Annotated in this window: 25 protein-coding genes; 14 read left to right on the top strand and 11 right to left on the bottom strand. The window is 64.5% G+C overall.

The window, feature by feature from the left end; translation table 11 throughout:
* Positions 1–160: 160 nt before the first annotated feature.
* Positions 161–706, top strand: a complete 546-nt coding sequence (locus NCT32_RS05300) for a LuxR C-terminal-related transcriptional regulator (RefSeq protein WP_061120148.1) — start codon at positions 161–163, stop codon at positions 704–706.
* A gap of 24 nt (positions 707–730) precedes the next feature.
* Here the strand turns inward: NCT32_RS05300 and NCT32_RS05295 are convergent, their stop codons facing one another.
* Together NCT32_RS05295 and NCT32_RS05290 are read right to left on the bottom strand one after the other, a co-directional pair.
* Positions 731–1168: a thioesterase family protein gene (locus tag NCT32_RS05295; RefSeq protein ID WP_061120083.1), complete on the bottom strand. Its 438-nt coding sequence runs from the start codon at positions 1166–1168 to the stop codon at positions 731–733.
* Between the two features lie 41 nt (positions 1169–1209).
* Positions 1210–1983 (bottom strand): SDR family oxidoreductase, encoded by a 774-nt coding sequence (locus NCT32_RS05290; protein ID WP_061120084.1) that lies wholly within the window; start codon positions 1981–1983, stop codon positions 1210–1212.
* Positions 1984–2187: 204 nt separating this feature from the next.
* Here NCT32_RS05290 and NCT32_RS05285 point away from each other — a divergent pair, with 204 nt between their 5' ends.
* Positions 2188–3861 (top strand): electron transfer flavoprotein-ubiquinone oxidoreductase, encoded by a 1674-nt coding sequence (locus NCT32_RS05285; protein ID WP_061120085.1) that lies wholly within the window; start codon positions 2188–2190, stop codon positions 3859–3861.
* Between the two features lie 69 nt (positions 3862–3930).
* Here the strand turns inward: NCT32_RS05285 and aroC are convergent, their stop codons facing one another.
* The 3 genes from aroC to NCT32_RS05270 form a co-directional block, all read right to left on the bottom strand.
* Positions 3931–5037 carry a chorismate synthase gene (aroC, locus tag NCT32_RS05280; RefSeq protein ID WP_061120086.1) on the bottom strand — a complete coding sequence of 369 codons (1107 nt, stop codon included), beginning with the start codon at positions 5035–5037 and terminating at the stop codon, positions 3931–3933.
* A gap of 58 nt (positions 5038–5095) precedes the next feature.
* Positions 5096–7033: an MFS transporter gene (locus NCT32_RS05275; protein ID WP_061120087.1), complete on the bottom strand. Its 1938-nt coding sequence runs from the start codon at positions 7031–7033 to the stop codon at positions 5096–5098.
* 210 nt (positions 7034–7243) lie between these two features.
* Entirely contained in the window at positions 7244–7696 is a 453-nt protein-coding gene (locus tag NCT32_RS05270; RefSeq protein ID WP_061120088.1) for a CBS domain-containing protein, read from the bottom strand.
* 240 nt (positions 7697–7936) lie between these two features.
* Here NCT32_RS05270 and NCT32_RS05265 point away from each other — a divergent pair, with 240 nt between their 5' ends.
* From NCT32_RS05265 to NCT32_RS05255, 3 genes are all read left to right on the top strand, one after another.
* Positions 7937–9274: an O-acetylhomoserine aminocarboxypropyltransferase gene (locus tag NCT32_RS05265; RefSeq protein WP_061120149.1), complete on the top strand. Its 1338-nt coding sequence runs from the start codon at positions 7937–7939 to the stop codon at positions 9272–9274.
* Complete coding sequence (locus NCT32_RS05260) at positions 9271–10113, top strand: alpha/beta fold hydrolase (RefSeq protein WP_061120089.1); 843 nt, start codon at positions 9271–9273, stop codon at positions 10111–10113. The genes NCT32_RS05265 and NCT32_RS05260 overlap by 4 nt, the downstream gene beginning before the upstream one ends.
* Positions 10114–10240: 127 nt before the next feature.
* Positions 10241–10561, top strand: a complete 321-nt coding sequence (locus NCT32_RS05255) for an Mpo1-like protein (RefSeq protein WP_061120090.1) — start codon at positions 10241–10243, stop codon at positions 10559–10561.
* 28 nt (positions 10562–10589) lie between these two features.
* On the opposite strand, the gene NCT32_RS05250 is transcribed toward NCT32_RS05255, so the two are convergent.
* Entirely contained in the window at positions 10590–11897 is a 1308-nt protein-coding gene (locus NCT32_RS05250; protein ID WP_061120150.1) for a YihY family inner membrane protein, read from the bottom strand.
* Positions 11898–11993: 96 nt separating this feature from the next.
* On the opposite strand from NCT32_RS05250, the gene wrbA reads away from it, so the two are divergent.
* The 5 genes from wrbA to NCT32_RS05225 all read left to right on the top strand — a co-directional run bounded on the left by wrbA (position 11994) and on the right by NCT32_RS05225 (position 16200).
* Positions 11994–12614, top strand: a complete 621-nt coding sequence (gene wrbA / locus NCT32_RS05245) for an NAD(P)H:quinone oxidoreductase (protein ID WP_061120091.1) — start codon at positions 11994–11996, stop codon at positions 12612–12614.
* Complete coding sequence (locus NCT32_RS05240; RefSeq protein ID WP_061120092.1) at positions 12611–13021, top strand: DUF2069 domain-containing protein; 411 nt, start codon at positions 12611–12613, stop codon at positions 13019–13021. Before wrbA ends, NCT32_RS05240 begins: the two co-directional genes overlap by 4 nt.
* A gap of 159 nt (positions 13022–13180) precedes the next feature.
* A complete protein-coding gene (locus NCT32_RS05235; protein ID WP_250476527.1) occupies positions 13181–14635 on the top strand; it encodes an FAD-binding oxidoreductase in 1455 nt (484 codons plus the stop codon).
* Complete coding sequence (locus NCT32_RS05230) at positions 14632–15435, top strand: metallophosphoesterase (RefSeq protein ID WP_061120094.1); 804 nt, start codon at positions 14632–14634, stop codon at positions 15433–15435. Before NCT32_RS05235 ends, NCT32_RS05230 begins: the two co-directional genes overlap by 4 nt.
* A gap of 54 nt (positions 15436–15489) precedes the next feature.
* Positions 15490–16200 (top strand): SOS response-associated peptidase, encoded by a 711-nt coding sequence (locus tag NCT32_RS05225; protein ID WP_061120095.1) that lies wholly within the window; start codon positions 15490–15492, stop codon positions 16198–16200.
* 17 nt (positions 16201–16217) lie between these two features.
* Here NCT32_RS05225 and NCT32_RS05220 read toward each other — a convergent pair whose 3' ends face one another.
* Positions 16218–16406: a hypothetical protein gene (locus tag NCT32_RS05220; protein WP_061120096.1), complete on the bottom strand. Its 189-nt coding sequence runs from the start codon at positions 16404–16406 to the stop codon at positions 16218–16220.
* 117 nt (positions 16407–16523) lie between these two features.
* Complete coding sequence (locus tag NCT32_RS05215) at positions 16524–17462, bottom strand: LysR family transcriptional regulator (protein ID WP_061120097.1); 939 nt, start codon at positions 17460–17462, stop codon at positions 16524–16526.
* A gap of 168 nt (positions 17463–17630) precedes the next feature.
* Between NCT32_RS05215 and NCT32_RS05210 the strand changes: the two genes are divergently transcribed.
* From NCT32_RS05210 to NCT32_RS05195, 4 genes are read left to right on the top strand one after another with little or no spacing between them, the layout of a single operon-like run.
* On the top strand, positions 17631–19142 hold the full coding sequence (locus NCT32_RS05210; protein ID WP_061120098.1) for an efflux transporter outer membrane subunit: 1512 nt from the start codon (positions 17631–17633) through the stop codon (positions 19140–19142).
* A gap of 2 nt (positions 19143–19144) precedes the next feature.
* Positions 19145–21310 carry an FUSC family protein gene (locus NCT32_RS05205; protein ID WP_061120099.1) on the top strand — a complete coding sequence of 722 codons (2166 nt, stop codon included), beginning with the start codon at positions 19145–19147 and terminating at the stop codon, positions 21308–21310.
* The gene (locus tag NCT32_RS05200) at positions 21297–21500 is read left to right on the top strand and encodes a DUF1656 domain-containing protein (RefSeq protein ID WP_061120151.1); all 204 of its coding nucleotides are present in this window, start codon (positions 21297–21299) and stop codon (positions 21498–21500) included. The genes NCT32_RS05205 and NCT32_RS05200 overlap by 14 nt, the downstream gene beginning before the upstream one ends.
* Before the next feature lie 40 nt (positions 21501–21540).
* The gene (locus NCT32_RS05195) at positions 21541–22404 is read left to right on the top strand and encodes an HlyD family secretion protein (RefSeq protein ID WP_061120100.1); all 864 of its coding nucleotides are present in this window, start codon (positions 21541–21543) and stop codon (positions 22402–22404) included.
* A gap of 116 nt (positions 22405–22520) precedes the next feature.
* On the opposite strand, the gene NCT32_RS05190 is transcribed toward NCT32_RS05195, so the two are convergent.
* The 3 genes from NCT32_RS05190 to astB form a co-directional block, all read right to left on the bottom strand.
* Complete coding sequence (locus NCT32_RS05190; protein ID WP_096031959.1) at positions 22521–23336, bottom strand: ABC transporter substrate-binding protein; 816 nt, start codon at positions 23334–23336, stop codon at positions 22521–22523.
* 177 nt (positions 23337–23513) lie between these two features.
* Positions 23514–24530, bottom strand: a complete 1017-nt coding sequence (gene astE / locus NCT32_RS05185) for a succinylglutamate desuccinylase (RefSeq protein ID WP_061120101.1) — start codon at positions 24528–24530, stop codon at positions 23514–23516.
* Positions 24514–25863, bottom strand: coding sequence for an N-succinylarginine dihydrolase (gene astB / locus NCT32_RS05180; RefSeq protein ID WP_061120153.1), 1350 nt, complete (start codon positions 25861–25863; stop codon positions 24514–24516). The genes astE and astB overlap by 17 nt, the downstream gene beginning before the upstream one ends.
* Positions 25864–25873 lie beyond the last annotated feature (10 nt).

Raw genomic sequence — 25873 nt, 5'->3', positions numbered from 1 at the left:
TGTCAGGAGCGCGTCGCACGGCCTTTTCGCATGGCGAAAGAGTACTTTGGCGCGGTGATCCGGCACAATACGCAAAAATACATAAGTCTTTGCCCGCGCGCGTTTGGTTCCCGGCGCCTTTTTCGCCGCGAAACGCAAGCGCCCGCGCGCCCGATTTCACATGCGTGCACTGGATTATCAAACCGCGTTTCACCTCGCGCCCGTCGGGCTCGTGCTTTCGCGCGAGCGCATCATCGAGGACTGCAACGAGCAGCTCTGCGCGATATTCGGTTTCGCGCGTGAGGCGCTCATCGGCAAGTCGTTCGAGGTGTTATATCCGTCGCCGGACGAGTTCGCGCGCATCGGTGAGCGCATCGCGGCGCATATCAGCAAGGAAGGCACTTACAGCGACGACCGGATCATGAAGCGGAGAAACGGTGAACTCTTCTGGTGCCACGTGACCGGGCGCGCCCTCGATCGGGCCGCGCCGCATGCGGCGGGCGTCTGGACGTTCGAAGACTTGAGCGCGACGCGGCGGGTGGCGATCGAACTGACGCCGCGCGAGCGGGAGATTGCCGCGCAGCTCGTGACAGGCAAGACGAGCAAGCAGATCGGCCGCGTGCTCGATATCAGCCCGCGCACGGTCGATATCTACCGGGCGCGGCTCATGAGGAAGTACGACACGGGCAATGCCACCGAACTTCTACAGCGGCTGCTCGGCACCTGAGGCATTCAGACCGACCGCGCGCGATCACGACGCCACCGGTATGGCCTTCTCGATGGTCTGCCGCATGAAATCCGGAATCGGCAGCGACTTGCCCGCGGCATAGTCGATCCACACGATCCTCGCCGCGCCACGCGCGTAGAGCACGCCGGGCGCATCGGCGCGATAGAGCTCGAAGCGCGTGTCGAAGCTGCTGCGTCCGGGCTTGCCGACGGACATCCGGCCGATCACGTCGCCGGGATAATGGAGCTGCTTCAGAAACTCCATCGACGCATTCACGATCACCGGCCCTTGCCCCTCGCCATTGCCGCCCGCGATGCCGAGTCGCTCGAACCACGAGATGCGCACCTGTTCCATGTAGCGGAAAAAGACCGTGTTGTTGACGTGGCCGAACGCGTCCATGTCGCCCCAGCGGATCGGCATGGACACATCGATGACGGTGTGAAATTGGCTGTCGGTGCTCATGGACTGCTCTACAGTTGCAAGTGTAAAAAAGAGAAAACCGCTCAGAGCGAAAAGCCATCGTCCGCCGAGATCACCGAGCCGTTCATGAACTGCGATTCGTCGGCTGCGAGCAGCAGCAGCAGACCGTCGAGATCGTCAGGCGAACCCAAGCGGCGGCGCGGCAGCATCGAAATGAGCTTCTGTCCCTGCTCGGTCTTCCAGTGATGATGATTGATTTCGGTGTCGATGTAACCCGGGCAGATCGCGTTGACGTTGATGCCGTGGCGGCCCCATTCGAGCGCCATCGCCTTCGTCATCTGCACGACGGCGGCCTTGCTCATCGCATAGAGGCCAATCTGCGGGAACACGCGCAAGCCGGCCACGGACGCCACGTTGATGATGCGATACGCCGGCTTGGCCGCGCCGTTGCCGCGCATGATCATGCGCTTCGCGACTTCCTGCGCGACGAAAAACGCGCCCCGCACGTTCGTGCCGAAGACGAACTCGAAGTCAGCGGGCGTGACCTCCGTGAGCTTCTGCGTGGTCGACACACCCGAGTTATTGACGAGGATGTCGATGGTACCCGCTTCGGTCTCCGCATGCGCAACCGCCGATTTGACGCTCTGGTAATCCGTCACATCGAGCGAGACGACGTGCGCCGCGCCGCCCGACGCCTCGATTTCGGCGCGCAGTTCCTTCAGGCGCTCGGTGCGACGGCTCGCGAGCACCACCTTGGCGCCTGCCTGCGACAGCACTTGTGCGAAACGCTTGCCCAAACCACTGGACGCGCCGGTGATCAGCGCGACCTTGCCTTCCAGGTTGATCGAACGGCCCATTGTGCTTCCTTTTTATGGTTGGCTCAGCCCTGACGGGCGCACAGACGCGCCGATGCGGGCTATAAGCATCAACACCGATAGCGCGGGTGTCGTGGATAATAGTACGGTCGTGCTAAATTGGCGAGCTTTTGGTTGCAGCCCGCTTCGCCTTCCCTGAAAATACGCGATCCCGAAAGGGCATTCTAACGGTACATAGGAGCATTGATGACCCCGGCGAGCCTCATCGAGCAGTACGGTCCCCGCGAATCGATGGAATACGACGTCGTCATCGTTGGCGGGGGACCAGCCGGTTTGTCGGCGGCCATCCGGTTGAAGCAACTGGCGGAGGAGAAAGGCGTCGAAATCGGCGTGTGCGTGCTGGAGAAAGGCTCCGAGATCGGCGCGCACATTCTGTCCGGCGCGGTGATGGACCCGCGCGGCCTCTCCGAACTCATTCCCGACTGGAAGGAAAAAGGCGCTCCGCTCGACGTCGAAGTGACCGAGGACCGGTTCCTTTTCCTGACGCAGAGCGACGCGAAGCAGGTGCCGAACTGGCTGCTTCCCGACAACTTCAAGAATCACGGCAACTACGTCATCAGCCTCGCGAACGTGACGCGATGGCTCGGCCAGCAGGCCGAGGCGCTCGGGGTGGAGATCTTTCCGGGCTTTCCGGCCGCCGAAGTGCTCTATGCCGAGGACGGTTCGGTGCGCGGGGTCGTCACGGGCAACATGGGCGTCGGCAAGGATGGCGAGCCGACCGAGAATTTCCAGCTCGGCATGGAACTGCACGCGAAATACACGCTTTTCTGCGAAGGCGCGCGCGGGCATCTCGGCCGTCAACTGGTCGACAAGTTCAAGCTCAACCAGAATTCCGATCCGCAGGTGTATGGCATCGGCATCAAGGAGCTGTGGGAAATCGATCCGGTCAAGCACAAGCCGGGACTCGTGATCCACACAGCCGGTTGGCCGCTCGAACCCGACACCTACGGCGGCTCGTTCCTCTACCACATGGACAACAATCAGGTGGTGGTGGGCTTTGTCGTCGGGCTGGGGTATTCGAATCCGTATCTGTCGCCGTTCGAGGAATTCCAGCGCTACAAGACGCATCCGTCGATCCGACCGTTCCTCGAAGGCGGCAAGCGCATTTCTTACGGCGCGCGGGCGATCACCGCGGGCGGCCTCATGTCGCTGCCAAAGCTCGCGTTCCCGGGCGGCGCGCTCGCGGGCGACGACGCGGGCTTTCTCAACGCATCGCGCATCAAGGGCAGTCACGCGGCGATCAAGTCCGGCAAGATGGCTGCCGAAGCCGCGTTCGAAGCCGTGCAGGCGGGCCGCCAGAACGACGAACTCACTGCTTACCCCGAAGCGTTCGACAGTTCGTGGCTCAAGACCGAGCTGTATCGCGCGCGCAACTTCAAGCAGTGGATGAGCAAGGGCCTCTACCTCGGCACCTTCATGGTCGGCCTCGAGCAAAAGGTGATGGGCGGCAACGTGCCGTGGACGCTGCATCATCAGCATTGGGATCACGAGATGCTGAAGCCGGCGTCGCAGTGCAAGCCGATCGTCTATCCGAAGCCCGATGGCAAGCTCACGTTCGACCGTCTCTCGTCGGTGTTCATCTCGAACACGAATCACGAAGAGAATCAGCCAGCGCATCTGACGCTGAAGGATCCGAGCGTGCCGGTCAACGTGAACCTGCGCACCTATGCCGGTCCGGAAGGCCGCTACTGCCCGGCCGCGGTGTACGAGTTCGTCAAGTCCGACGACGGCAACGAGCGCCTGCAGATCAACGCGCAAAACTGCGTGCACTGCAAGACGTGCGACATCAAGGACCCGACGCAGAACATCGTGTGGGTTACGCCGGAAGGCGGCGGCGGGCCGAACTATCCGAACATGTGATTTCTGCTTCGCCGAAAGAAAACGGGCGCCGGTCGTTGAGACCGGCGCCCGTTTTCTTAATGCTTCGACTTATTCCGTCGGTGCTTGCGCCGCTATCTTGGGCGTGTCGACCACGACATCGCCGCATTGCGCCCGATGACGCAGCGCGTGATCCATCAGCACGAGCGCGAGTAGCGCTTCGGCGATCGGCGTAGCGCGAATGCCGACGCACGGATCGTGACGCCCGAAGGTCTCGACGGTCGCGCTCGCGCCTTGCTTGTCGATCGACTGACGCGGCGTGCGAATGCTCGAGGTCGGTTTGATCGCGATCGACACCCTGATGTCCTGTCCGCTCGAAATGCCGCCGAGAATACCGCCCGCGTTGTTGGCCGCGAAGCCTTCGGGCGTCATCTCGTCGCCGTGCTGCGAACCGCGTTGCGCGACGCTTGCGAAGCCCGCGCCGATCTCGACGGCCTTCACTGCATTGAGGCCCATCATCGCGTGAGCGATGTCGGCATCGAGCCGGTCGTACAGCGGCTCGCCGAGTCCGACGGGCACCCCCGTCGCAACGACCTCGATGCGCGCGCCCACAGAATCGCCATCACGGCGCAGTCCGTCCATGTACGCTTCGAGTTGCGGCACGATTTCGGCATTCGGCGAGAAGAACGGGTTCTCGGGCACGTGCTGCCAGTCGACGAACGGAATCTCGATTTCACCCAGCGCGCTCATGCAGCCGCGCGTCTCGAGACCGAACTTCTCGCGCAGCCACTTCTTCGCGACCGCGCCCGCGGCGACGGTCGGCGCAGTGAGACGCGCCGACGAACGGCCGCCGCCGCGATAGTCGCGCACGCCGTACTTCTGCCAATAGGTGTAGTCCGCATGACCCGGCCGGAACGTCTGAGCGATGTTGCCGTAGTCCTTGCTGCGCTGATCGGTATTGCGGATCAGGAGCGCGATGGGCGTGCCGGTCGTCACGCCTTCGAACACGCCGGAGAGAATTTCGACCTGGTCCGCTTCCTGACGCTGCGTGACATGACGCGACGTGCCGGGGCGGCGGCGATCGAGTTCGATCTGGATATCGGCTTCGGTGAGCGCCATGCCGGGCGGGCAGCCGTCGATCACGCAGCCGATCGCCGGACCATGCGACTCGCCGAAGTTCGTGACGGTGAAGAGCGTGCCAAGGGTATTGCCGGACATGAGCGTCGACCTGAAAGAAGTGTCGGGGGAAACCGATATTATGCCAGCGCCGCCGCGCTCAGCGCCTTGCGCCGCGCAGCGCGCTCACCACGTCCTGCAGATGTTGCGGCGTCACGTCCTCGGGCGCGATCGGCTCGCCGACCGCGAGCGTCAGCCGCGTCATCGCGCCGCGCTGAATCGGACGCGGCCATTGCGCATCCTCGTGGCGCGAGAACACGCTGCCCCAGAGCCCGCGCAGCGCCATCGGCACGACGGGCGCGGGATGACGCCGCAGAATCTCCGAGACGCCATGCCGGAACGGATTGATCTCGCCGGTGCGCGTCAGCTTGCCTTCAGGAAAGATGCAGACGAGATCGCCCGCTTTGAGCGCCTGCCCGCATGCAGCGTAGGCGCGTTCGAGCATGTCGGCGTTTTCATGCGCGGGCGCGACCGGGATCGCCTTCACATGCCGGAACATCCAGCCGACGAACGGCGTCCGGAAAATGCGGTAATCCATCACGAAGCGGATCGGACGCGGGCTTTCGGCCATGATGACGACCGCGTCGACGAAACTCACGTGATTGCACACGAGCACGGCCGCGCCATGCGAGGGAATACGCTCGGCGCCGACGAGACGAATGCGGTAGAACGTGTGCACCAGAATCCACGCGATAAAGCGCAGCAGAAACTCGGGCACGAGCGAATAGATATAGACGGCGACGACGACATTGAGGAGCGCCGTGGCCAGAAAGAGCCCCGGAATGCCGACGCCGAACGACGTGAGCGCAAGCGCCATCAGCGCGGAGACGATCATGAAAAACGAGTTGAGGATATTGTTCGCCGCGATGATGCGCGCCCGGTGAGTGGGCTGACTGCGCGCCTGAATCAGCGCATAGAGCGGCACGCTGTAAAAACCGCCGAACATCGCGAGCAGGAACAGGTCCGCGAGAATGCGCCAGTGGGGCAGCGCGAGCAGGAATTCGCCGACGTCGAGCAAGTGCCCCGCGGGCGCGATGCGGTGGCTCGCGAAGAAAAGATCGATCGCGAACACGCTGATGCCGATCGAGCCCAGCGGCACGAGCCCGATCTCGACGCGGCGCTTCGACAGCCGCTCGCACAACAGCGATCCCGTACCGATGCCGATGGAAAACGTCGCGAGAAGAATGGTCACGACATCAGGATCGGCAGACAGCACATCCTTCGCGAAATTAAAGAAAGACGTGAGAAAGGTCGCCCCGACGAACCAGAGCCACGAAATCCCGAGCAGGCTGAGAAACACGGTGCGATCGGCCCGCGCGAGCTTGAGATTGCGCCACGTCTCGGAAAACGGATTCCAGTTGATGCGCAGGTCCGGCTGCGACGCGTCCGACTTCGGTACGAACGCCGAGGCCACGCGCCCGATGATCGCGAACGCGACGCACGCGACGGCGAGGAGCATCGCGCCGTGCTCCATCGCGCCCGCCGCCGCCCCGCCGATGATCGTGCCGATCAGGATCGCGACGAACGTGCCCATTTCGACGAGCCCGTTGCCGCCGACGAGTTCATGCGAATCGAGATGCTGCGGCAGATATGCATACTTCACCGGCCCGAAGACGGTCGAGTGGACGCCCATCAGAAAGGTGCATGCGTAAAGAAGCGGCGCGCTGTGCATCAGGAAGCCCGCGCCGCCGATCAGCATCACGACGATCTCGAAGGTCTTCACGAGGCGCGCGAGCACGGCTTTGTCATACTTGTCGGCGATCTGCCCGGAGGTTGCGGAGAACAGCACGAACGGTACGATGAAGATCGCGGAAATCAGGAACGCGGCCGTCTTCGGATCGACGCCGGAAAAACGTGCGGCCTGGAAGGTGACGAGCGATGTGAAGCCGACCTTGAAGATGTTGTCGTTCATCGCGCCGAGGAACTGCGTCCAGAAGAACGGCGCGAAACGGCGCTCGCGCAGGAGGCGGAACTGGCTTTCGCCTTCGTGCGAACGTCGGGAAGTGCGCGACGAGGCGCGCATCGGTTTGTCACTCATGTCTTGTGTACAGGTTGAGTTCGGCGTTGATCCGTGCATAGGGCGATCGAATCCGAATGAAACGAGAACCAGGCCGAAGGCTCGCCTTGCTGCCGGCCAGACGAAAAAAAGCGCGCCATGAGGGCGCGCTGCGGACACTGCATTCTGCGCGAAGCATCGGCTCGTACATCATGCCGCGAAGCGCGACGCCTCGCGGCACGACATCGACGCTCAGCGGGCTTCTTCCTGCTGCTCGGGCCAGTCGCGAATATAAGCCTTCAACATGCGATTTTCGAAGCCCTGCTCTTCCACGACGGCCTTGGCCACGTCGTAGAACGAGATGACGCCCATCAACTGACGATTCTCCATGACAGGCAGATAGCGCACGTGATGCTCCAGCATCATGCGGCGCACTTCGTTTACATCCGTTTCCGGCGTGCACGTGAGCGGATGGTCGTCCATGATCTTGCGGATGGTCGTGGCGCCGACCGAGCCGCTGTTGTTGTGCAAGGTCAGGATGATCTCGCGGAAGGTCAGCATGCCGACCAGGTCGCCGTACTCCATCACGACGAGCGAGCCGATATCGTGCGCAGCCATCGTGTCGATCGCGTCGGAGAGCGGCGTATCGGGTGTCACCGTAAAGAGCGTGTTGCCCTTTACTTTCAGAATGTCGCTGACTCGCATGACTGTCTCCTCGCGAAATGCCTGTTCGGATGCTCAAACGGTGATGAAACCATAGGTCGATGCTATCGGAAAGGCTCGCAAAAAGAAAGCGAACAAGGCCCGCATCAGCCGAACGGACAAGGCTTTGCGCGTTTTTTGACAAGCGTTCGCCCTAGGTTTGGGCACGCGCTTCCGATGTTACGATGATTGACCCTCATTTTTGCCGCATGCCGGCGCCGCCTCGCGCGCCGGCCGCCTATGATGCCAGCCAATCGTTTCGACACGCTCGCGCTGCATGCGGGCGCCGCGCCCGACCCCGCCACCGGCGCGCGCGCGACGCCGATTTATCAGACCACCTCGTTCACCTTCCGTGACAGCGATCACGCCGCGGCGCTCTTCAACATGGAGCGTTCGGGGCATGTGTATTCGCGCATCTCGAATCCGACCGTCGCGGTGTTCGAGGAACGCGTCGCGGCGCTCGAAGGCGGCGTCGGCGCCATCGGCACGGCGAGCGGCCAGGCCGCGCTGCATCTCGCCATCGCGACGCTGATGGGCGCGGGTTCGCATATCGTCGCGTCGAGCGCGCTATACGGCGGCTCGCACAACCTGCTGCATTACACGCTGCGGCGCTTTGGCATTGAGACGACTTTCGTCCCGCCGCACGATCTCGACGCGTGGCGCGCCGCCGCGCGGCCGAACACGCGGCTTTTCTTCGGCGAAACGCTCGGCAATCCGGGCCTCGACGTGCTCGATATCGCGGGCGTCGCGGAAATCGCGCACGAGCACGCAGCGCCGCTGCTCGTCGATTCCACCTTCACCACGCCTTATCTGTTGCGCCCGTTCGAGCATGGCGCGGACCTCGTCTATCACTCCGCCACCAAATTTCTGGGCGGCCACGGGACGACGATCGGGGGCGTGCTCGTCGACGGCGGCACCTTCGATTTCACCGCGAGCGGGCGCTTTCCGGAGTTCACCGAGCCTTACGACGGCTTTCACGGCATGGTGTTCGCCGAAGAGAGCACGGTCGCGCCGTTCCTGCTGCGTGCCCGGCGCGAGGGCCTGCGTGATTTCGGCGCGTGCCTGCATCCTCAAGCGGCCTGGCAACTGCTGCAAGGCATCGAGACGTTGCCGCTGCGCATGGACCGGCATGTCGCGAATACGCGCAAGGTGATCGAGTTCCTGCTGAGCTCGCCGGCAGTTGAAGGCGTGGCCTATCCGGAACTGCCGACGCACCGCGATCGCGCGCTCGCCGCGCGTCTGCTGCCACGCGGCGCGGGAGCGGTGTTCAGCTTCGATTTGAAGGGCGGCGTGCCGGCGGCGCGCAAGTTCATCGAAACGCTCACGCTGTTTTCGCATCTCGCGAACGTCGGCGATGCGCGCTCGCTCGTGATCCATCCCGCCTCGACCACGCACTTCCGCATGGACGCCGCCGCGCTCGAAGCCGCAGGCATCGGGCCGGGGCGCATCCGTCTTTCGATCGGACTCGAGGACCCGGACGATCTCATCGACGATCTCAAGCGCGGGCTGAAGGCCGCCCAGAAAGCCGCTGAAAGCGGTCAGGACGCCGGCGCGGCCGCGCCGCTCGGGAGCCGCGCATGATCCTCGACGTGCACGGCCGCGCCGCCTACGCCTACACCGGCGGCAAATCGCTCGACGCCGCCCGGCCCGCCATCGTATTCATCCACGGCGCCGAGCACGACCACAGCGTATGGGCGCTGCAGACGCGCTATTTCGCGCATCACGGCTTCGGCGTGCTGGCGCTCGACCTTCCGAGTCACGGACGAAGCGACGGGCCGGCGCTGCCGACCATTGGCGAGCTTGCCGACTGGGTGATCGCCGTACTCGACGCGGCGAATGTGCAAAAGGCGATGTTCGTCGGCCACAGCATGGGTTCGCTGATCGCGCTCGACGTCGCGGGCCGCTATCCCGCGCGCGCGACAGGCCTAGCCCTGCTCGCGACCGCCGCGCCGATGGCCGTCTCCGACACGCTGCTCGACGCCGCGCGCGAGCACGAGCCCGAGGCGATCGCGATGGTCAATCAGTGGTCGCATTCCACGATCGCCGCGAAGCCGTCCAGTCCCGCGCCCGGTTTCTGGTTGCAAGGCGTGAACCAGCGGCTCATGGAGCGCGTGAGCCTGCGCGGCGAAGCGCTCCTGTTTCATACCGATTTCAGCGCCTGCAACACTTACGCGGATGCCCTCGAACGCGCGGCCGCCGTGCGCTGCCCGGTGTGCGTCGTGAGCGGCAAGCGCGACATGATGACGCCGCCGCGCGCCGCCCGACCGCTCGTCGATGCGCTCAGGAAGGCCGGTGCCACGGTGCAATCGGTGGAACTCGACGCCGGGCACGCGCTGATGTCCGAGCAGCCCGACGCGACGCTCGACACATTGTTCGCGTTCGCACTCGCCTGCCTCAAAACGGACACGAAGGCCGGCTGAACCGCGCGTGCTCGCTGCGGCCGCTTGCATGGCGCGCGTCGCAGTCGCAGAATGATTCTTGCCGGCCAATCGTCAGACAGGCGCACACCGCCTGCGCGACACCGGCTGCATCATCAGGGAGGCCGCCATGGCGCACACCGCACACGGTGAACATTTCGCGAATTTCGCCGAGTTCTATCCCTATTACCTCGACGAACACCGGAACCTGGTCTCGCGCAGGCTGCATTTCATCGGCTCACTCGGCGTGATCGGCTGCGTCGCGATGGCGGTCGCGACCGGCGACTGGCTCTGGCTGCCCGCGGCCGTCGTCTGCGGCTACGGCTTCGCGTGGATCGGCCATTTCTTTTTCGAGAAGAACCGCCCCGCGACGTTTCGCCATCCGGTCTACAGCCTGATGGGCGACTGGGTGATGTTCAAGGACATCTGCGTCGGCAAGATCTCGCTTTGATCCGCGCGCGACAAACGCCGGCATTCGCTCAGGCGGGCTGCTCCGGCATCGACGAGCGCGGCGCCTCGCGCAGGCGCGGATTCGTGAGCGCGGACACCCGCGCGGCGATTAGCGAGCCGAGCGTGATCTCCAGCTTTTCGTTCTCCAGCGCGTTCATGAGCGCGGCGCAATCGACCTGCGCCGCGTCCAGCTTCAGTTGGTATTCCAGCTCGGCGCGGTCGATCACGAACTGCTCGAAGAGCATCGTCACCGTGATCTGACTCGGATTGGCGATGAGGATGTAGCGCGGCATGCGCGAATCCTCCAGCCGGCCGATCCAGCCGAGCGCGTCGAGCCGTGCGATCAGGCGCGTCGACGTATCCAGATCGCAGCGCGCCATGCTGGAAAGCTGCAATGCGGTGTGGCCTGGTTTGCCTTCGTCGCGCGCCTCGACGAGCCGCGCGAGGATTTCGAGTGCGTCGAGCAGATCGCTGCCCGGAAAATCACGCCGATGATACTGGCCCGTGCGAATGGCAGGCAGCGCGGACGTGACCATCGCGCCGATGAGCGCGAACATCCAGCACAGATAGACCCACAGCAGGAACACCGGCAGCGCGGCGAATGCGCCATAGACAGCGGTATAGGTCGGAATGCGCCGCACGTAATAGCCGAAGCCGCGCTTGCCGAGTTCGAAAGCGACCGCCGCGATCAATCCGCCGACGATCGCATCGCGCCACTCTACCTTGCAGTTCGGCATGTAGACGTAAATGATCGTGAAGGCGAGCGCCGTGACCGGCAGCGAGAGGCCCGTCAGCGCCCATTCGACGATCGGCGGCATCAGGTTGTGCGAGCCCGCGAACGCGACCGAATGCGCAAACACGTAGGACGAGATGGACAGGCTGCAGCCGAAGAGAATCGGCCCGAGCGTGATGATCGACCAATAGACGAGCACGCGTTGCGCGATCGGACGCGCCTTCTTCACGCGCCAGATCACGTTGAACGCGGACTCGACCGTCATCATCGTCATGACGGAGGTCACGAACAGGATGATCATGCCGACGGTCGTGAGCCCCTTGGCCTTCGACGCGAACTGGTTCAGATACTTGAAGATCTGATCGTTGATCTGCGGCGGCATCAGATGCACCGCAAGGAAATCCTGCAGCGACGCCTGGAACGAACCGAAGATCGGGAACGCAGTGAAGAGCGCGAAGGCGACGGTGGCGAGCGGTACGAGCGACAGCACGCTCGTGAACGTGAGGCTGCCCGCCACTTGCGCGACGCGATCTTCGCCGATGCGTCGCGCGACGAAGCTGGCGAGCCGCTTGACCGCCGCGAGATCGATGGAAACGTGCTGCAAACGCATTCTCCCGTCATGGCGAAGCGCCTGCGCAAAGCCGCGTCTCGCCACGAAAATCACCCAATACCTATAATGGCCGTTCACTAAAAAAGCCTTATGAACGACATCCTCGTGCTCTATTACAGCCGCCACGGCGCGACCCGCGAGCTTGCGCTCGCGATTGCCCAAGGCGTCGACAGCGTGCCCGGCATGCAAGCCCGTGTGCGCACGGTTGCGCCGGTCTCCGCCGTCTGCGAAGCCACCCACCCCGACATTCCCGCCGACGGCCCGCCTTACGCCGAGCTGCGCGATCTCGAAGAATGCGCGGGCCTCGCGCTCGGCTCGCCGACGCGCTTCGGCAACATGGCCGCGCCGCTCAAATACTTCCTCGACGGCACGACGCCGCAGTGGCTTTCCGGCGCGCTGGCGGGCAAGCCCGCGAGCGTCTTCACGTCGACCGGGAGTCTGCACGGCGGTCAGGAAAGCACCCTGCTCTCGATGATGCTGCCGCTCTTGCACCACGGCATGTTGATCGTCGGCATCCCGTACACCGAGTCGCGGCTGACCACGACGCAAAGCGGCGGCACGCCCTACGGCGCGTCGCATCACGCGCGCGCGGGCAGCGACGAAAACCAGCTCCACGGCATTTCCGCCGACGAGAAGGCGCTGGCCATCGCGCTCGGCGCCCGGCTTGCGCGCACCGCGCTCAATCTCGTGCGCGGCGCTCGCTCGGCATGAACTTGCCGCTGAACGCACCCGCCGCCGCGAATCCGCGATCGAACGCCGCGTTCGCACTGGCCGCGCTCGCGAGCCTTGTGGCGCTCATTGCGCTCGCGCTCGCCTGGGAACTCTGGCTCGCACCGCTGCGGCCCGGCGCATGGGCGCTCGCGTTGAAGGGGCTGCCGCTGGCGTGCGCGCTGCCGGGCGTCGCGCGCAAGAACGTCTACACGCTGCAATGGGCGTCGATGCTCGTACTTCTTTATCTGGCCGAAGGCGTCGTGCGCGGCATGACCGACGCGGGTCTGTCCGCTTCGCTCGCCTGGCTCGAAGCGCTCCTCGCCCTTGCCTTCTTCGTTTGCGCGCTCGCTTACGTCGCGCCTTTCAAACGCGCGGCCCGGTTGAACGCACGTTCGAAAAAAAGCTGATCCAGCCGCTTTTCTGAAGTCTGCATCGCCAGGACGTGATGCTTTTTAGCACGAAACGCGTGCCGACGCGCGTGCCTATGCCATTCGGACGAGGGTGGCGCGCCGCATCACTGCGCGATACTGTGCACTACGCTCCATCGGATTCCTTGCTCATCTGACATGACCGCAACTGAAGCTTTCATCGCCGCCTGCGCCGACGTTCTCGGCACGCCGCACGTCCTCACCGACGCCCACGATACCGAGCCCTACCTCGTAGACTGGCGCAAGCGCTATCGCGGCAGTGCATGCGCCGTGCTGCTGCCCGCCGACACGATGCAGGTCGCGGCAGTCGTGCGGCTCGCACGCGAGCATCGCATCGCGATCGTGCCGCAGGGCGGCAACACCGGTCTCGTCGGCGGTGCAACGCCCGATGCGAGCGGCGCGCAAGCAGTCGTGAGCCTGAAGCGGCTTAATCGCATTCGCAACGTCGATCCGCACAACAACACGATGACCGTCGAAGCGGGCGTCGTGCTCGCCGAAATTCAGGCGCACGCCCAAAGCGCGCAACGGCTCTTCCCCTTGAGTCTCGCCGCCGAAGGCAGTTGCACGATCGGCGGCAATCTCTCCACGAACGCGGGCGGCACCGGCGTGCTGCGCTACGGCAACACGCGCGAGCTGTGCCTCGGACTCGAAGTCGTGACGCCTCAAGGCGAAATCTGGGACGGCCTGCGCGGACTGCGCAAGGACAACACCGGCTACGATCTGCGCGATCTCTACATCGGCGCGGAAGGCACGCTCGGCATCATCACGGCGGCGGTCATGAAGCTGCATCCGGCGCCGGTCGCCAGGGTCACGGCGCTGGCCGGACTTGCGACGCCGCACGCCGCGCTCGATTTCCTCTCGCTGGCGCTACACCACGCGGGCGCGCTGCTGACAGGCTTCGAGCTCATGTCCGACTTCTCGATGCGCCTCGTCGGCAAGCATTTCCCGCAACTGCGCTATCCGTTCGACGAGCCGCACGGGCAGACCGTCCTGCTCGAACTCTCCGACAGCGAAAGCGATGCGCACGCGCGCGCCCTTTTCGAGCGGCTGATGGAAGAAGCGCTCGAAAAGGGCATCGTGGAGAACGCCGTCGTCGCGGAGAGTCTCGCGCAGTCGCAGGCCTTCTGGAGCTTGCGCGAGCATATTCCGCTCGCGCAGGCGGAAGAGGGCCTGAACATCAAGCATGACATTGCCGTGCCCATTTCGAGCATCGGCCGCTTCATCGACGAAACCGATGCGATCATCGCGGACGCGGTGCCCGGCGTGCGCATGGTGACGTTCGGCCATCTCGGGGACGGCAATCTGCACTACAACGTGCAGGCGCCCGAAGGCGTCGATGCGAAACAGTTCCTCGACGAGTTCCAGACGCCGATCAACGCGCTCGTGTACGACCAGGTGCACAGGCATCGCGGCAGCATCAGCGCCGAGCACGGTCTCGGGCAGTTGAAAGTCGATGAAGCGATGCACTACAAGTCGCCGGTCGAAGTGCGCCTCATGCAGACGATCAAGGCCGCGCTCGATCCGGACAACCTGATGAATCCCGGCAAGGTCGTGCGCTCGCGCGCGTCGTCCGCGAAGGAGAACATCGCATGAAGATTCGCGTGCTATCCGATCTGCATCTCGAATGCGACGAGCCGCTGGCGATCCCCTACGCCGAGGCCGATCTCGTCGTGCTGGCGGGCGATATCCACAATCACGCCGAAGGCTTGCGCTGGGCCGCGGAAAATTTCGGTTCCGATGTGCCCGTCATCTACGTGCCCGGTAACCACGAGTACTACGACGCCGAGTTCGGCGCAATGGAAGCAGCGATGCAGGACGCCGCGCGCAGCGTCGACAACGTGCACTATCTGAACAATGCGTCGCTGGTGGATCGCCGTGGGGCATGGCGTGTGCTCGGCACGACGCTCTGGACGGACTTCGCGCTGTTCGGATCCAGTGACGCGGAGATCGAAAACGCCAAAGAGGCGTGCACGAAGGTCATGCTCGATTACAAAGGCCTGATCCAGCTCGCATGGCCCGAGCCCGACGGCGAGCCCCGCGAGTTCACACCCGACGATTCCCTCGCCCTGCACGAACAGGCTCGCGCCTGGCTCGAAGGCGAACTCGCGAAGCCGTTCGCGGGCCAGACGATCGTCGTCACGCACCACGCGCCGATGCGCGAAAGCCTCGCGCGGCGCTACGCGGAAGATCTCGTATCGGCGGGCTTCGTCAATCATCTGCCATCGCTCGCGCGTGCGCCCGCATCGCTGTGGATTCACGGTCATACGCATACATCGTTCGATTACGTCGTCGAGGGCACGCGCGTCGTGTGCAATCCGCGCGGCTATTTCCACCGCCGCCGCCAGCAATGGGAGAATCCCGAGTTCGCGTGGGACAAGGTCGTCGAGATCTAGCGCAGCAACGCGTCAGAAGCACGGAAACCGTGTTGGACTTTGCGGAGGAACGCCATGTGCGGCCGAATCAGCCAGTACCGACTGCCGATGCATTACGCGCAACGCCTGCATCTGAAAAATCCGTTCGTCCTCGTGGACGCCGCCGACAGGCGTCCGGGCTATAACCTCGCACCGGGCACGCATCCGCTCGCCATCTATCCCGACGAAACCATCCGCGCGGTTCATTGGGGCTACTGCCCGCCGTGGGCCATACAGAAGAAGCTGCCGCAGACCATCAACGCGCGCGTCGAAACCGCCGCGACGAGCGCGTATTACAAGCATTTATGGAGGAAGGCGCGCATTCTCGTGCCGGCCGATGGCTGGTTCGAATGGCGCATCGAGCCGCGTCCGACAGATCCGGCGACGAAGCCCTTCAAGCAACCGTATTTCATCCAGCGCGCCGACGGCGAGCCGATGTACCTCGCGGCGCTCACCAGCATCACGCGCGACGAGGACGCCGCGGCCCCCGGCGCGGGCTTCGTCATCGTGACGGCGGCGGCGGACGAAGGCCTGATCGATGTGCACGACCGCCGTCCGCTCGTGTTTTCGCCCGCCGTCGCGCGACGCTGGCTCGATCCCGGCGCATCACTCGAGGATCTCGCGGCGCTCGTCAAGGCGGACGGCGTGTCGGCGTCGCACTTCGTGTGGCATCGCGTTTCGAGCGACGTCAATCGCGCAACGAACGACGAGCCGCGACTCATCGAGCCGCTCGAAACGCAGCTCTGACCACCGTCCCGCGAAGATCAGCGATCGTAAGGGTCGCGCATGCGCCGCGCAAGCGCCTCCCGATCGTCGTCGATGCGCACCGGAACGAGGCGCCGCTTCGCGTTGCGCTCCGACTGGGCGCGCGTGGCGTTGAAGAGATCGCGCGACGCCGGAACGGCGATCAACACCAGAAGCGCGGCGAGTGCGAGCAGAAGTGGCGTACTCATGTGATTTATCCCGGTAGAAATGCGGTGGAACCAGTGCAGAAAGTATCAAGCTGCGGGCACATCGTGCGTAAGCAAGTGTTGCGCTCCGGACTTTTTGGTAACTGACCGCGCACCGCTTCAGGCGACGACGAATTCCTTCAACGACTCGGTGTCCGCGGCGAGCGTGTCGGGCAGCGCCTCGCGCAGGAACTCCACCCACGTGCGGATCTTCGCGTCGAGATACTGGCGCGACGGATAAAGCGCGTATACGTTCAGCTCCTGCATCGTGTATTGCGGCAACACGCGCACGAGCGTGCCCGCGCGCAGGCCGGGAAGCGCGGACGAAGTCGGCAGCACGCCGATGCCCATGCTCTCGCGGATCGCCACGACCATCGCCTCCGCGACGTTCACCGTGAACGTCGACGGGCCGAGACTCACCGTTTCCTGCCCGTTCGGGCCGTCGAACACCCAGCGATCCGGCGGAAACACCGGCGTCATCAGATGCAGGCAGGTATGGCGCACGAGATCGGAGAGCACGTGCGGGGCGCCGTGCTGCTCGATATAAGCCGGCGAAGCGCACGCGATGCTGAACACCGAGCCGAGCCGCGCCGACACGAGTCCGGAGTCCGGCAGATCGGACGCGAGCACGACGGACACGTCGTAGCCTTCGTCGAGCAAATCCGGCACGCGCTGCGCGAGCGTCAGATCGACCTGCACGGAAGGATGGCGCTGCTGATAGCGCGAGATCATCGGCACGATGTAGTGCTGGCCGAAGCTCGTCATCGAATGAACCTTGAGCTTGCCCGAGGGACGCGCGTGGGCGTCGCCGGCCTCGGCTTCCGCCTGATCGACATAGGCCAGGATCTGCTCGCAGCGTTGCAGATAGCGCTCTCCGGCTTCGGTGAGCGCGATGCGCCGCGTCGTGCGATTCAGCAAGCGCGCGCGCAGGTGCGCTTCGAGGTCCGATACGGCCCGCGAAGCGTAGGCCGTCGTCGTATTGAGATGCTGCGCGGCCGCGGTGAAGCTGCCCGCTTCGACGACCCGCACAAATACGCGCATGTTCTGGAGCGTGTCCATGGCGCTTTTCCGTCTTCAAGAACTGTTCGTGGGTCGAATTGTTGCACGTCAGGTAACAACGATTATCACATCCATCGTAAAAATGCTTTGCATCCTTACGGGTTATTCGACAATCCACGCAAAAATATAATCACTTCCTTGAATCTAATTCCAATTCGGGAGTGAATCGTGGGAGGGCGAGTCTTCGGAAGCGCTGGTTGCGCCGCCGTTCTTACAGCCATATTAACAATTGCCGGGTGCGCGAGCACGGGCAGGATCGCGCCGCAAGACTCGCTCACGGACGCATCCACGCTCGACGCCGGCAGCGCCATTCGCGCCGCCAATGCCGACGCCCGGTGGCCCGACGATCAATGGTGGCGCGCCTATCGCGACCCGCAGCTCGACGCCTGGATTTCACGCGCGACCCACGGCAGTCCCACACTCGCGATGGCCGCTGCACGCGTGCGCGAAGCGCAGCAACAGGCGGGCGTCGCGCGCTCCGAGCTCTTGCCGCACGTGGACGGTGCGATGAGCGTCTCCCGCAAGAACTGGCCCAATAACGATTTCTACGGCCCCGGCCCGTTCGCCGACACGACGACCTGGGACAACATTGCCGGCCTCTCGCTGTCCTACAACCTCGACCTCTGGCATCGCGACGACAACAACGCCGAACGCGCGCTCGACGTCGCCCATGTGCGGGCCGCCGATGCGCGCGCCGCGCAGCTCGAGCTCGAAACGAACGTGGTGCGCGCGTACATCGGCTTCTCGCAGTCGTTCGCGCTGCTCGATATCGCGGAGGACACGCTCGCGCAGCAGGAACGCATCGCCGAACTCGCGCGTCGGCGTCTGAAGGGCGGCCTCGGCACGCAGCTCGAAGTGAGCCAGGCCGAAGCGCCCCTGCCCGAGTACGAGCGTCAGGTCGATGTCTACAAGGAAGAAATCCAGCTCGCGCGCAATCAACTGGCCGCGCTCGCAGGCGAGGGTCCGGGCGCGGGTGAAGCGCTCACGCGTCCGGCGTTGTCGCTTGCGACGCCGCTGCCCCTGCCCTCCGCGCTGCCGGCGGAGCTCGTCGGGCATCGGCCCGATATCGTCGCGGCGCGCTGGATGGTCGCGGCGCAGGCGCGCGGCATCGACGTGGCGAAGGCCGGTTTCTACCCGAACATCAATCTCGCCGCGTCGCTGACACAGGCATTCGCGGGCGGTGCGCTGCTCAGCTTCCTGACGCGCGATGCGTCGGGCTACAGCTTCGGCCCGGCGATCTCGCTGCCGATCTTCGAAGGCGGACGCCTGCGCGCGCAGCTCGGTGCGGCATCGGCGCAGTACGATCAGGCCGTCGATCACTACAACGCGACGCTCGTCGCGGCGCTGAAGGACATTGCCGATCAGGTCGTGCGCGTGCATTCGCTCGACACGCAGCTCGAAGCGTCCGGCCGCTCCGTCGCCGCCGCGCGCAAGAACTACGATCTCGCGAACGAAGGCTACAAGCGCGGGCTCACCGATTACCTGAACGTGCTCGTTGCACAGTCGCAGTTGCTCAAGGCGCAGGACGGCCAGGCGCGCGTGCGCGCGCAACGGCTCGCCTCTTACGCGACGCTCACGTCGGCGCTCGGCGGCGGCATCGACGATCCGTCGAACGGGCCCGAACAGACCGCGCTCGCGCCGTCGAAGCACATCGGGCCGTTCAGCAAGGCGCGGAACTGAGCATGTCGACGCCCGCTACTTTCACCGAACGACCGTCGCTCAAGCTGGCTGTGCTCGACTGGGCGCGCACCGACGGCCTCGCGTGGGTCTACATCTTCAAGGCCGTGCTCGCCGCACTTTTGGCGCTGTGGATCGCGATGCGCCTCGACATGCAGCAGCCGCGCACCGCGATGACCACCGTGTTCGTCGTGATGCAGCCGCAAAGCGGCATGGTGCTCGCCAAGAGCTTCTATCGCTTCTGCGGGACGATGGTCGGCCTCGTCGTGATGATGGTCTTCATCAGCCTGTTCTCTCAGCAGCCGGTGCTGTTTCTTTCGGCGACGGCGCTCTGGGTCGGCATCTGCACGGCGGGCGCGGCGCGCAACCGCAACTTTCGCTCGTACGGCTTCGTGCTCGCGGGCTACACGGCCGCGCTGATCGGCATTCCGGCGGCGCAGCATCCGGAGGCCGCATATTTGTCGGCGCTCACGCGCGTCGGCGAAGTGACGCTCGGCATCGTGTGTTCCGGCGCGGTAAGCGCGCTCATCTTTCCGCAGCATGCGGGCGAGCAGGTCCGCACAACCGTGCGCCGGCGCTTCACGCAGTTCGTCGATTATGTGTGCCGCGCGCTGGCGGGCAAGATGGAACGCGCGCAGATCGAGCGGACGAATCTCGCGTTCGTGTCGGATATCGTCGGCTTCGAGGCCGCGCGCAGTGTGGCCGTGTTCGAAAACCCCGAATCGCGCATGCGCGGCGGGCGGCTCGCACGTCTGAACAGCGAGTTCATGAGCGCATCGACGCGCTTTCATGCGCTGCATCAGTTGATGAACCGGCTGCGTGAGAACGCGTCGGCGACGACCATCGCCGCGCTCGAGCCGTTCTTTCGCGAAGTGCCGCCGCTCTTCTCACTGTCGGGCGAGCCGGTGCGCAACGCCGCCGACGCCGCCCACGCCGCCGCGCAGTTGCGCGAATACAAGGCCGCCCTGCCGAAGCGCGTGCGTGCGGCGCGTGCCGCGCTCGAAACGAATCCGGAGTTCGCGCAACTGGAGTTCGATACCGCGGCGGAACTGCTCTACCGCTTCGTCGACGACATGCTCGCGTATGCCGAAACGTACGCGTCGCTGACATCGCCCTCGCACGAACGCGAGCGCTGGATCGCGCGCTACGTGCCTAAGACCAACCTGCTCGCGGCGGCCATCTCGGGCTTGCGCGGCGCGGTCGTGATGTTCGTCCTCTCCGCGTTCTGGATCGAAACCGCATGGCCGAGCGGCGGCACGATGGTGCTCAACGCCGCGGCCGTGTGCGCGCTCGCCTCGTCCTCGCCGCGCCCGACGCTCATGTCGGCGCAAATGGCCATCGGCACGATGCTCGCGGCCGTCGCCGGCATGATCGTCGTGTTCGGCGTGTTTCCGCATATCGACGGCTTCGCGATGATGTGCGCCGCGCTCGCGCCCGCCCTGCTGCTCGGCGCGTATCTGAGCACGCGGCGCACGCTCGCGGGCGTGGGCATCGGCTATTGCATCTTCTTCTGCTTTCTCGCGGGGCCGGACAACCTGGTCCACTACGATCCGACCGGCTTCATGAACGATGCGATCGCGCTCGTGCTGTCGATGATCGTCGCCGCGATCGCCTTCGCCGTGCTCCTGCCGACCGATGCGCCGTGGCTGCGTCATCTGCTGCTCGGCGATTTGCGGCGCGAAGTCGTGAACGCGCGCCGCGGACGTCTCGCGACCCTCACGACGCACTTCGAGAGCCGCACGCGCGATCTGCTCTCCCAGATCAACGCGCTCGCCAACGGCCGTCCGGAGTTGCAACGCGATGCGCTGCAATGGCTCTTCGCGGTGCTCGAATTCGGCAATGCGGTGATCGACCTGCGGCGGGAAACCGGGAACTTACCGATCGGGCGCGGCTCGGTCGATGCGACGCTCGATGCGGTCGCGCGGCTCTTCGATCGACCGCAGGCGAAGCGCTTCGACGCCGCGCTCGCCGCCACGGAACGCGCGATCTCCGATATCCAGGCGCTGCTCGTCCTGGCCGAGCGGCCGCGCGAGGAAAGACATCGGTTAGAGCGCATCGCGAGTCATCTGCATTTCATCCGCACCGCGCTGCTCGATCACGAATCACCGTTCGCCCGGTTTGCGCCTGCCGGGAAACACACGCATGAAGGAGCGCTCCATGTTTGCGCGTAACGTCGCGATTTTCGAAGCCTATGTGCCGACGATCCTGCTGCTCTTCATCGCAGGCGCGATGATCACGTGGGTCGTCGACCGCGTGCTCGCGCTGACCGGACTCTATCGCGTGGTCTGGCATCCGGCGCTTTTTCGCGCAAGCCTGCTCGTGTGCATCTGCGGCACGCTCGGACTCGTCGCTTACGCGTAAGCGGCATCACTTTTCATACAAGCTGAAAAAGAGTTGCATCATGATTCTTCGGAAAATCATCGGCGTCGTTTTGACGATCGCCATTTTCGCCGTCGCGCTCATCATCGGGCGCGTGCTCTGGGTGCATTACATGGATGAGCCGTGGACGCGCGATGGCCGCGTGCGCGCGGATGTCGTCAATGTCGCGCCGGATGTCTCGGGCGCGGTCGTGCAGTTGCCGGTTCGCGACAACCAGCTCGTGAAGAAAGGCGATCTCCTGATGGAGATCGATCCGTCGCACTATCAGATCGCGGTCGAGCAGGCGCAGGCGAACGTTGCGGCGCGCGCGGCCGAATTGCGCATGCGCCGTGCGGATGCCGCGCGCCGCGCCGATATGGACAGTCAGGTCGTGTCGAAGGAAGCGCGTGAAAACGCGATGCAGACCGCATCGACCGCACAAGCGCAGTTGCAACAGGCGCAGGCCGCGCTCGATGCCGCGAAGCTCAATCTCGAACGCACGAAGGTGTTCTCGCCGGTCGATGGTTACGTGACGAACCTGAACGTGTTTCGCGGCGATTACGCGACGGCGGGCGCAGCCAAGCTTGCGATCGTCGACAGCCATTCGTTCTGGGTGTACGGCTATTTCGAGGAAACGAAGCTGCCGCGTGTGCGCATCGGCGACAAGGCGTCGATTCGCCTGATGAGCGGCGGCGAGTTGAAGGGACATGTGGAGAGCATTTCGCGCGGCATCTATGACCGCGACAATCCGCAAAGCCGCGAACTCCTCGCGGACGTGAACCCGACGTTCAACTGGGTGCGACTCGCGCAGCGCGTGCCGGTGCGCTTGCATATCGATGACGTGCCGCAGGGGGTGCTGCTGAGCGCGGGGACGACGTGTACGGTGGTGATTGCGCCGTCGAGTTGAGCGATTTTCCGTGCCATTCGCGATATGGTTTATGCGCTTTTGAGCCAGCCAGACGAACAAAAAGCCCGCTCCGGAATTCCCTGAGCGGGCTTCTTGCATACAGCGTCGACGCCGCCTTACTTGAGCACGACCTTCACATCGAAATACTTCTGCGCGAAGCGCTCGATCGTCCCGTCGTCCTTCAATTCCTTCAACGCGCGATTGAGCGCTTCCTTGAGCGCCTTATCGTTCTTGCGCACACCGAAACCCACGCCGGAACCCAGCAGCTTGTCATCCGACACGGCAGGTCCCGCGAACGCGAAGCCCGCGCCCTGCGGCTGCTTCAGAAATCCCTTCGACGCAGCTTCGGCATCCTGGAACGCCGCATCCAGACGACCCGACGCCAGATCCGCATAGATCTGGTCCTGCGCCTGATACGACGCGACATCGATGCCCGCCGGCGCCCACTTCGCCTTCGCGTACGTCTCCTGGATCGAACCTTGCAGCACGCCCACGCGCTTGCCCTTCAGACCATCGACGGTCGGCTGGATCGCGCTGCCCTTCTTCGCGATGAGCTGATTGGGGATCGTGTAGATCGGATCCGTGAAGTCGATGGCGACCTTGCGCTTGTCGGTGATCGTCATGTCCGAATTGATGCCGTCGAACTTGCGCGCCTGCAATGCGGGAATGAGGCCGTCGAACGAGTTCTCGACCCACACGCACTTCATCTTCAACCTTGCGCACACCGCGTTGCCGATGTCGATATCGAAGCCCGTCAGCTCGCCGCTCGGCGACTTCGATTCGAACGGCGCGTAAGACGCTTCGACGCCGAAACGCAGTTCCTTCATGTTATCGGCTGCTTGCGCGTTCAACGCGGCGATGCCCGTGACGATAGTGGCGCCCAGCACAGCGAACGCGGCGAACTTGCGACCGACCAGATGCGATTTTTTCAACTTCCATCTCCTTCCATTGCGGTTCGATACGGGTGTCATGATGCGGCTTCGCACATCCGATGAAGCATTGCGGCACAAAATTCCCCACTCGCATCCGACACCGGGGCGCGATTGTAGCGTGCACGAATCCCGGGGGCTTCGGACGAATCCCGGTAAGCGATTCGGCAGCCGATTGACTCAATCGAGAGAGGCGAGCGTCGAATCGGTCGTGTCGACGACCATCAGGCCGGCACGAAGCCCGGGCTTCACCTTCGGATTCGGAAACACGATGCGCTCTTCATCGTGCGACACGCGATAGCGATAATCGCCATCGTGCGCGAGCTCGGTGCCTGCGGGGAACGCGGTGAAGTTCGGCACATCGCTCGCGACATTCAGCACGAAGTGGTCGCTCTGCTTGTCGATCTGCGCGACGACCGTAAACACGCGCAACGGCGCATCCTCCGTTGGCCCCTCGCCCGCGATCAGGCGACGCAACGCCGCATCCGATGCCGCGAAGCGCGCAAGCTCGTTCTGGCCGAACGGCCGCACTTTGCCCAGCTCCAGCGTGCACGCGAGCGCGCCTGCCTGCTCGGCCGTGAAATGCGTGAAGGTGTTGCCCTTCTCGCGATGCAGAAGCACGGCCTGCAGACGCGCATCGCGCAGCCAGTCGAACATCGCGCGCGCGAGCGGCGCGCCCGTGTGCGGCAACAACGCGAACTGTTCGAACACCGATGCGCGGATCGCGGTATGCATGTCGATGTGCCACTTCGGATGCGCGGTCGCATCGAAGAAGTTCAGTGCGGCGCGTTCGAGTTCGCCGGCGCGCGGCGCTTCGCGGCTCGTTTCGAAACGCGCATGACGGCCGCTGAACAGGCGATTGAGGTCGTCGTCGAGATACCGGTCGCCCGCGCGCATCGCGCCGATGTTACCGAGCACGACCAGCACGCGCGCGGCGAGCGGCGCCCGGCCACGCGCGATATCCGCGACGAGCGAAGACAGCATCTCGATCGGCGCGGTTTCATCGCCATGAATGCCCGCCGATACGAGCACGCTGTGCGTCGGTTCCTGGCCGGGTTCGAGCGATAACACCCCTTCGCCCTGCCACGTCCAGCGCACGCCCGAAGGCGCGGTTCCCACGTTCGCCGCGGGACGCCTGCCTTCGAGCGTGAAAGCAAGGAAGTCTTCGAGCAAGGGTGAATCAGCGCTGGAAGTCATAGACGGCACCGAGTCCGAGAATGGTCGTCAGTTCGTCGAGTGCCGCGCGCGATTCGGCGAGCAGCGTCGGATCGGCGAGATCGGCGGGCGCGAGACGGTCGCGATAGTGTCTGTCGATCCACGCATCGAGCTGTGTGAAGAGCGCGTCGTTCATCCATACACGCGCATTGACCGCGGCGCGCTCGGCATCGTTGAGCACGACACGCAGACGCAGGCAGGCCGGGCCGCCGCCGTTCTTCATGCTTTCGCGCAAATCGAAGACGAGCACTTCGTCGATGGGCGTTACGCGCGACGCGAGCGAATCGAGATAAGCCGCCACGCGCGCGTTCTCGCGGCATTCCTGCGGCACGACGAGCAACTGCCTGCCATCCGCGCCAGACAGCAACTGGCTGTTGAAGAGATACGACGAGACCGCGTCCTCCACGCTCACTTCGCTTTCCGGCACTTCGAGCGCGGTAAACGGCGTGCCGAGCGCCTCGAGCTTCGCGCGCAGTTCGTCGTAGACCTTGTGCTGATCGACGAACGCGCGCTCATGGCAAAAGAGCGTCGTGCGATTGCCGACCGCGATCACGTCGTTATGGAACACGCCCGCGTCGATCACGCCGGGCGATTGCTGCGCAAACACGGTTGCACTATTGGACAGGCCATGCAGGCGCGCGACCGCGCGGCTCGCTTCGAGCGTCTGACGCGCGGGATAGCGCTGCGGCTGCGGACCCTGTCCGTACTCGCTCTTGCCATACACGAAAAACTCGACGCCCTTGTCGCCGTACTCGCGAGCGAAGCGCGTATGGTTCGCCGCGCCTTCGTCGCCGAGTGCGGGCGTGCCGGGCAGCGCGTGATGGATGCGAAAGCGGGACTCATCGGCGAAGATCGCGCCGAGCGAGCGGCGTGTTTCGCCATGCTCGATCGCGCGATGTAGCTTGGCCGCGAGATTCGCGGGCGTGAAATGCACGCGGCCGTCTTCCGTGTCCGCCGACGGGCTCACGGTCGCAGCGTTCGCGGTCCACATCGCCGATGCCGAGCTTGCCGCGGCGAGCAGTTCGGGCGCTTCACGCGCGGCGCGGGCGATCACGCTCGCGTCGTCGCCGGAAAAGCCGACATCGCGCAACAGCCTGATCGACGGGCGTTCCAGCGGCGGCAGCACGCCCTGCTGGAAACCGAGATCCGCGAGCCGCTTCATCTTGCGCAAGCCCTGCTTCGCGGCGGCCTTCGGGTTCGCCACCGACTTCTCATTGCTGCGCGACGCGACGTTGCCGAACGAAAGTCCCGCGTAGTTGTGCGTCGGGCCGACCAGCCCGTCGAAGTTCGCCTCGTATGCTTTCGATGCCTGCATGGTCATTTCC

It is taken from the genome of Caballeronia sp. INML2 (assembly GCF_023631365.1).
In the GTDB taxonomy this organism is placed as follows: Bacteria; Pseudomonadota; Gammaproteobacteria; order Burkholderiales; family Burkholderiaceae; genus Caballeronia; species Caballeronia turbans.
The sequence above is the reverse complement of the archived record's forward strand: the minus strand, read 5'-3'. Positions and strand labels throughout refer to the sequence as shown.

What these genes read in the sequence shown, in the direction of transcription:
- NCT32_RS05275 (WP_061120087.1), bottom strand. Translation starts at nt 7,033, where the DNA reads ATGAGTGACAAACCGATGCGCGCCTCGTCGCGCACTTCCCGACGTTCG.
- NCT32_RS05265 (WP_061120149.1), top strand. Translation starts at nt 7,937, where the DNA reads ATGCCAGCCAATCGTTTCGACACGCTCGCGCTGCATGCGGGCGCCGCG.
- NCT32_RS05205 (WP_061120099.1), top strand. Translation starts at nt 19,145, where the DNA reads ATGTCGACGCCCGCTACTTTCACCGAACGACCGTCGCTCAAGCTGGCT.
- NCT32_RS05200 (WP_061120151.1), top strand. Translation starts at nt 21,297, where the DNA reads ATGTTTGCGCGTAACGTCGCGATTTTCGAAGCCTATGTGCCGACGATC.
- aroC (WP_061120086.1), bottom strand. Translation starts at nt 5,037, where the DNA reads ATGTCCGGCAATACCCTTGGCACGCTCTTCACCGTCACGAACTTCGGC.
- NCT32_RS05240 (WP_061120092.1), top strand. Translation starts at nt 12,611, where the DNA reads ATGAACTTGCCGCTGAACGCACCCGCCGCCGCGAATCCGCGATCGAAC.
- NCT32_RS05260 (WP_061120089.1), top strand. Translation starts at nt 9,271, where the DNA reads ATGATCCTCGACGTGCACGGCCGCGCCGCCTACGCCTACACCGGCGGC.
- NCT32_RS05290 (WP_061120084.1), bottom strand. Translation starts at nt 1,983, where the DNA reads ATGGGCCGTTCGATCAACCTGGAAGGCAAGGTCGCGCTGATCACCGGC.
- NCT32_RS05255 (WP_061120090.1), top strand. Translation starts at nt 10,241, where the DNA reads ATGGCGCACACCGCACACGGTGAACATTTCGCGAATTTCGCCGAGTTC.
- NCT32_RS05225 (WP_061120095.1), top strand. Translation starts at nt 15,490, where the DNA reads ATGTGCGGCCGAATCAGCCAGTACCGACTGCCGATGCATTACGCGCAA.
- NCT32_RS05300 (WP_061120148.1), top strand. Translation starts at nt 161, where the DNA reads ATGCGTGCACTGGATTATCAAACCGCGTTTCACCTCGCGCCCGTCGGG.
- NCT32_RS05195 (WP_061120100.1), top strand. Translation starts at nt 21,541, where the DNA reads ATGATTCTTCGGAAAATCATCGGCGTCGTTTTGACGATCGCCATTTTC.
- NCT32_RS05220 (WP_061120096.1), bottom strand. Translation starts at nt 16,406, where the DNA reads ATGAGTACGCCACTTCTGCTCGCACTCGCCGCGCTTCTGGTGTTGATC.
- NCT32_RS05230 (WP_061120094.1), top strand. Translation starts at nt 14,632, where the DNA reads ATGAAGATTCGCGTGCTATCCGATCTGCATCTCGAATGCGACGAGCCG.
- NCT32_RS05270 (WP_061120088.1), bottom strand. Translation starts at nt 7,696, where the DNA reads ATGCGAGTCAGCGACATTCTGAAAGTAAAGGGCAACACGCTCTTTACG.
- NCT32_RS05235 (WP_250476527.1), top strand. Translation starts at nt 13,181, where the DNA reads ATGACCGCAACTGAAGCTTTCATCGCCGCCTGCGCCGACGTTCTCGGC.
- NCT32_RS05285 (WP_061120085.1), top strand. Translation starts at nt 2,188, where the DNA reads ATGACCCCGGCGAGCCTCATCGAGCAGTACGGTCCCCGCGAATCGATG.
- astE (WP_061120101.1), bottom strand. Translation starts at nt 24,530, where the DNA reads ATGACTTCCAGCGCTGATTCACCCTTGCTCGAAGACTTCCTTGCTTTC.
- wrbA (WP_061120091.1), top strand. Translation starts at nt 11,994, where the DNA reads ATGAACGACATCCTCGTGCTCTATTACAGCCGCCACGGCGCGACCCGC.
- NCT32_RS05215 (WP_061120097.1), bottom strand. Translation starts at nt 17,462, where the DNA reads ATGGACACGCTCCAGAACATGCGCGTATTTGTGCGGGTCGTCGAAGCG.
- NCT32_RS05295 (WP_061120083.1), bottom strand. Translation starts at nt 1,168, where the DNA reads ATGAGCACCGACAGCCAATTTCACACCGTCATCGATGTGTCCATGCCG.
- astB (WP_061120153.1), bottom strand. Translation starts at nt 25,863, where the DNA reads ATGCAGGCATCGAAAGCATACGAGGCGAACTTCGACGGGCTGGTCGGC.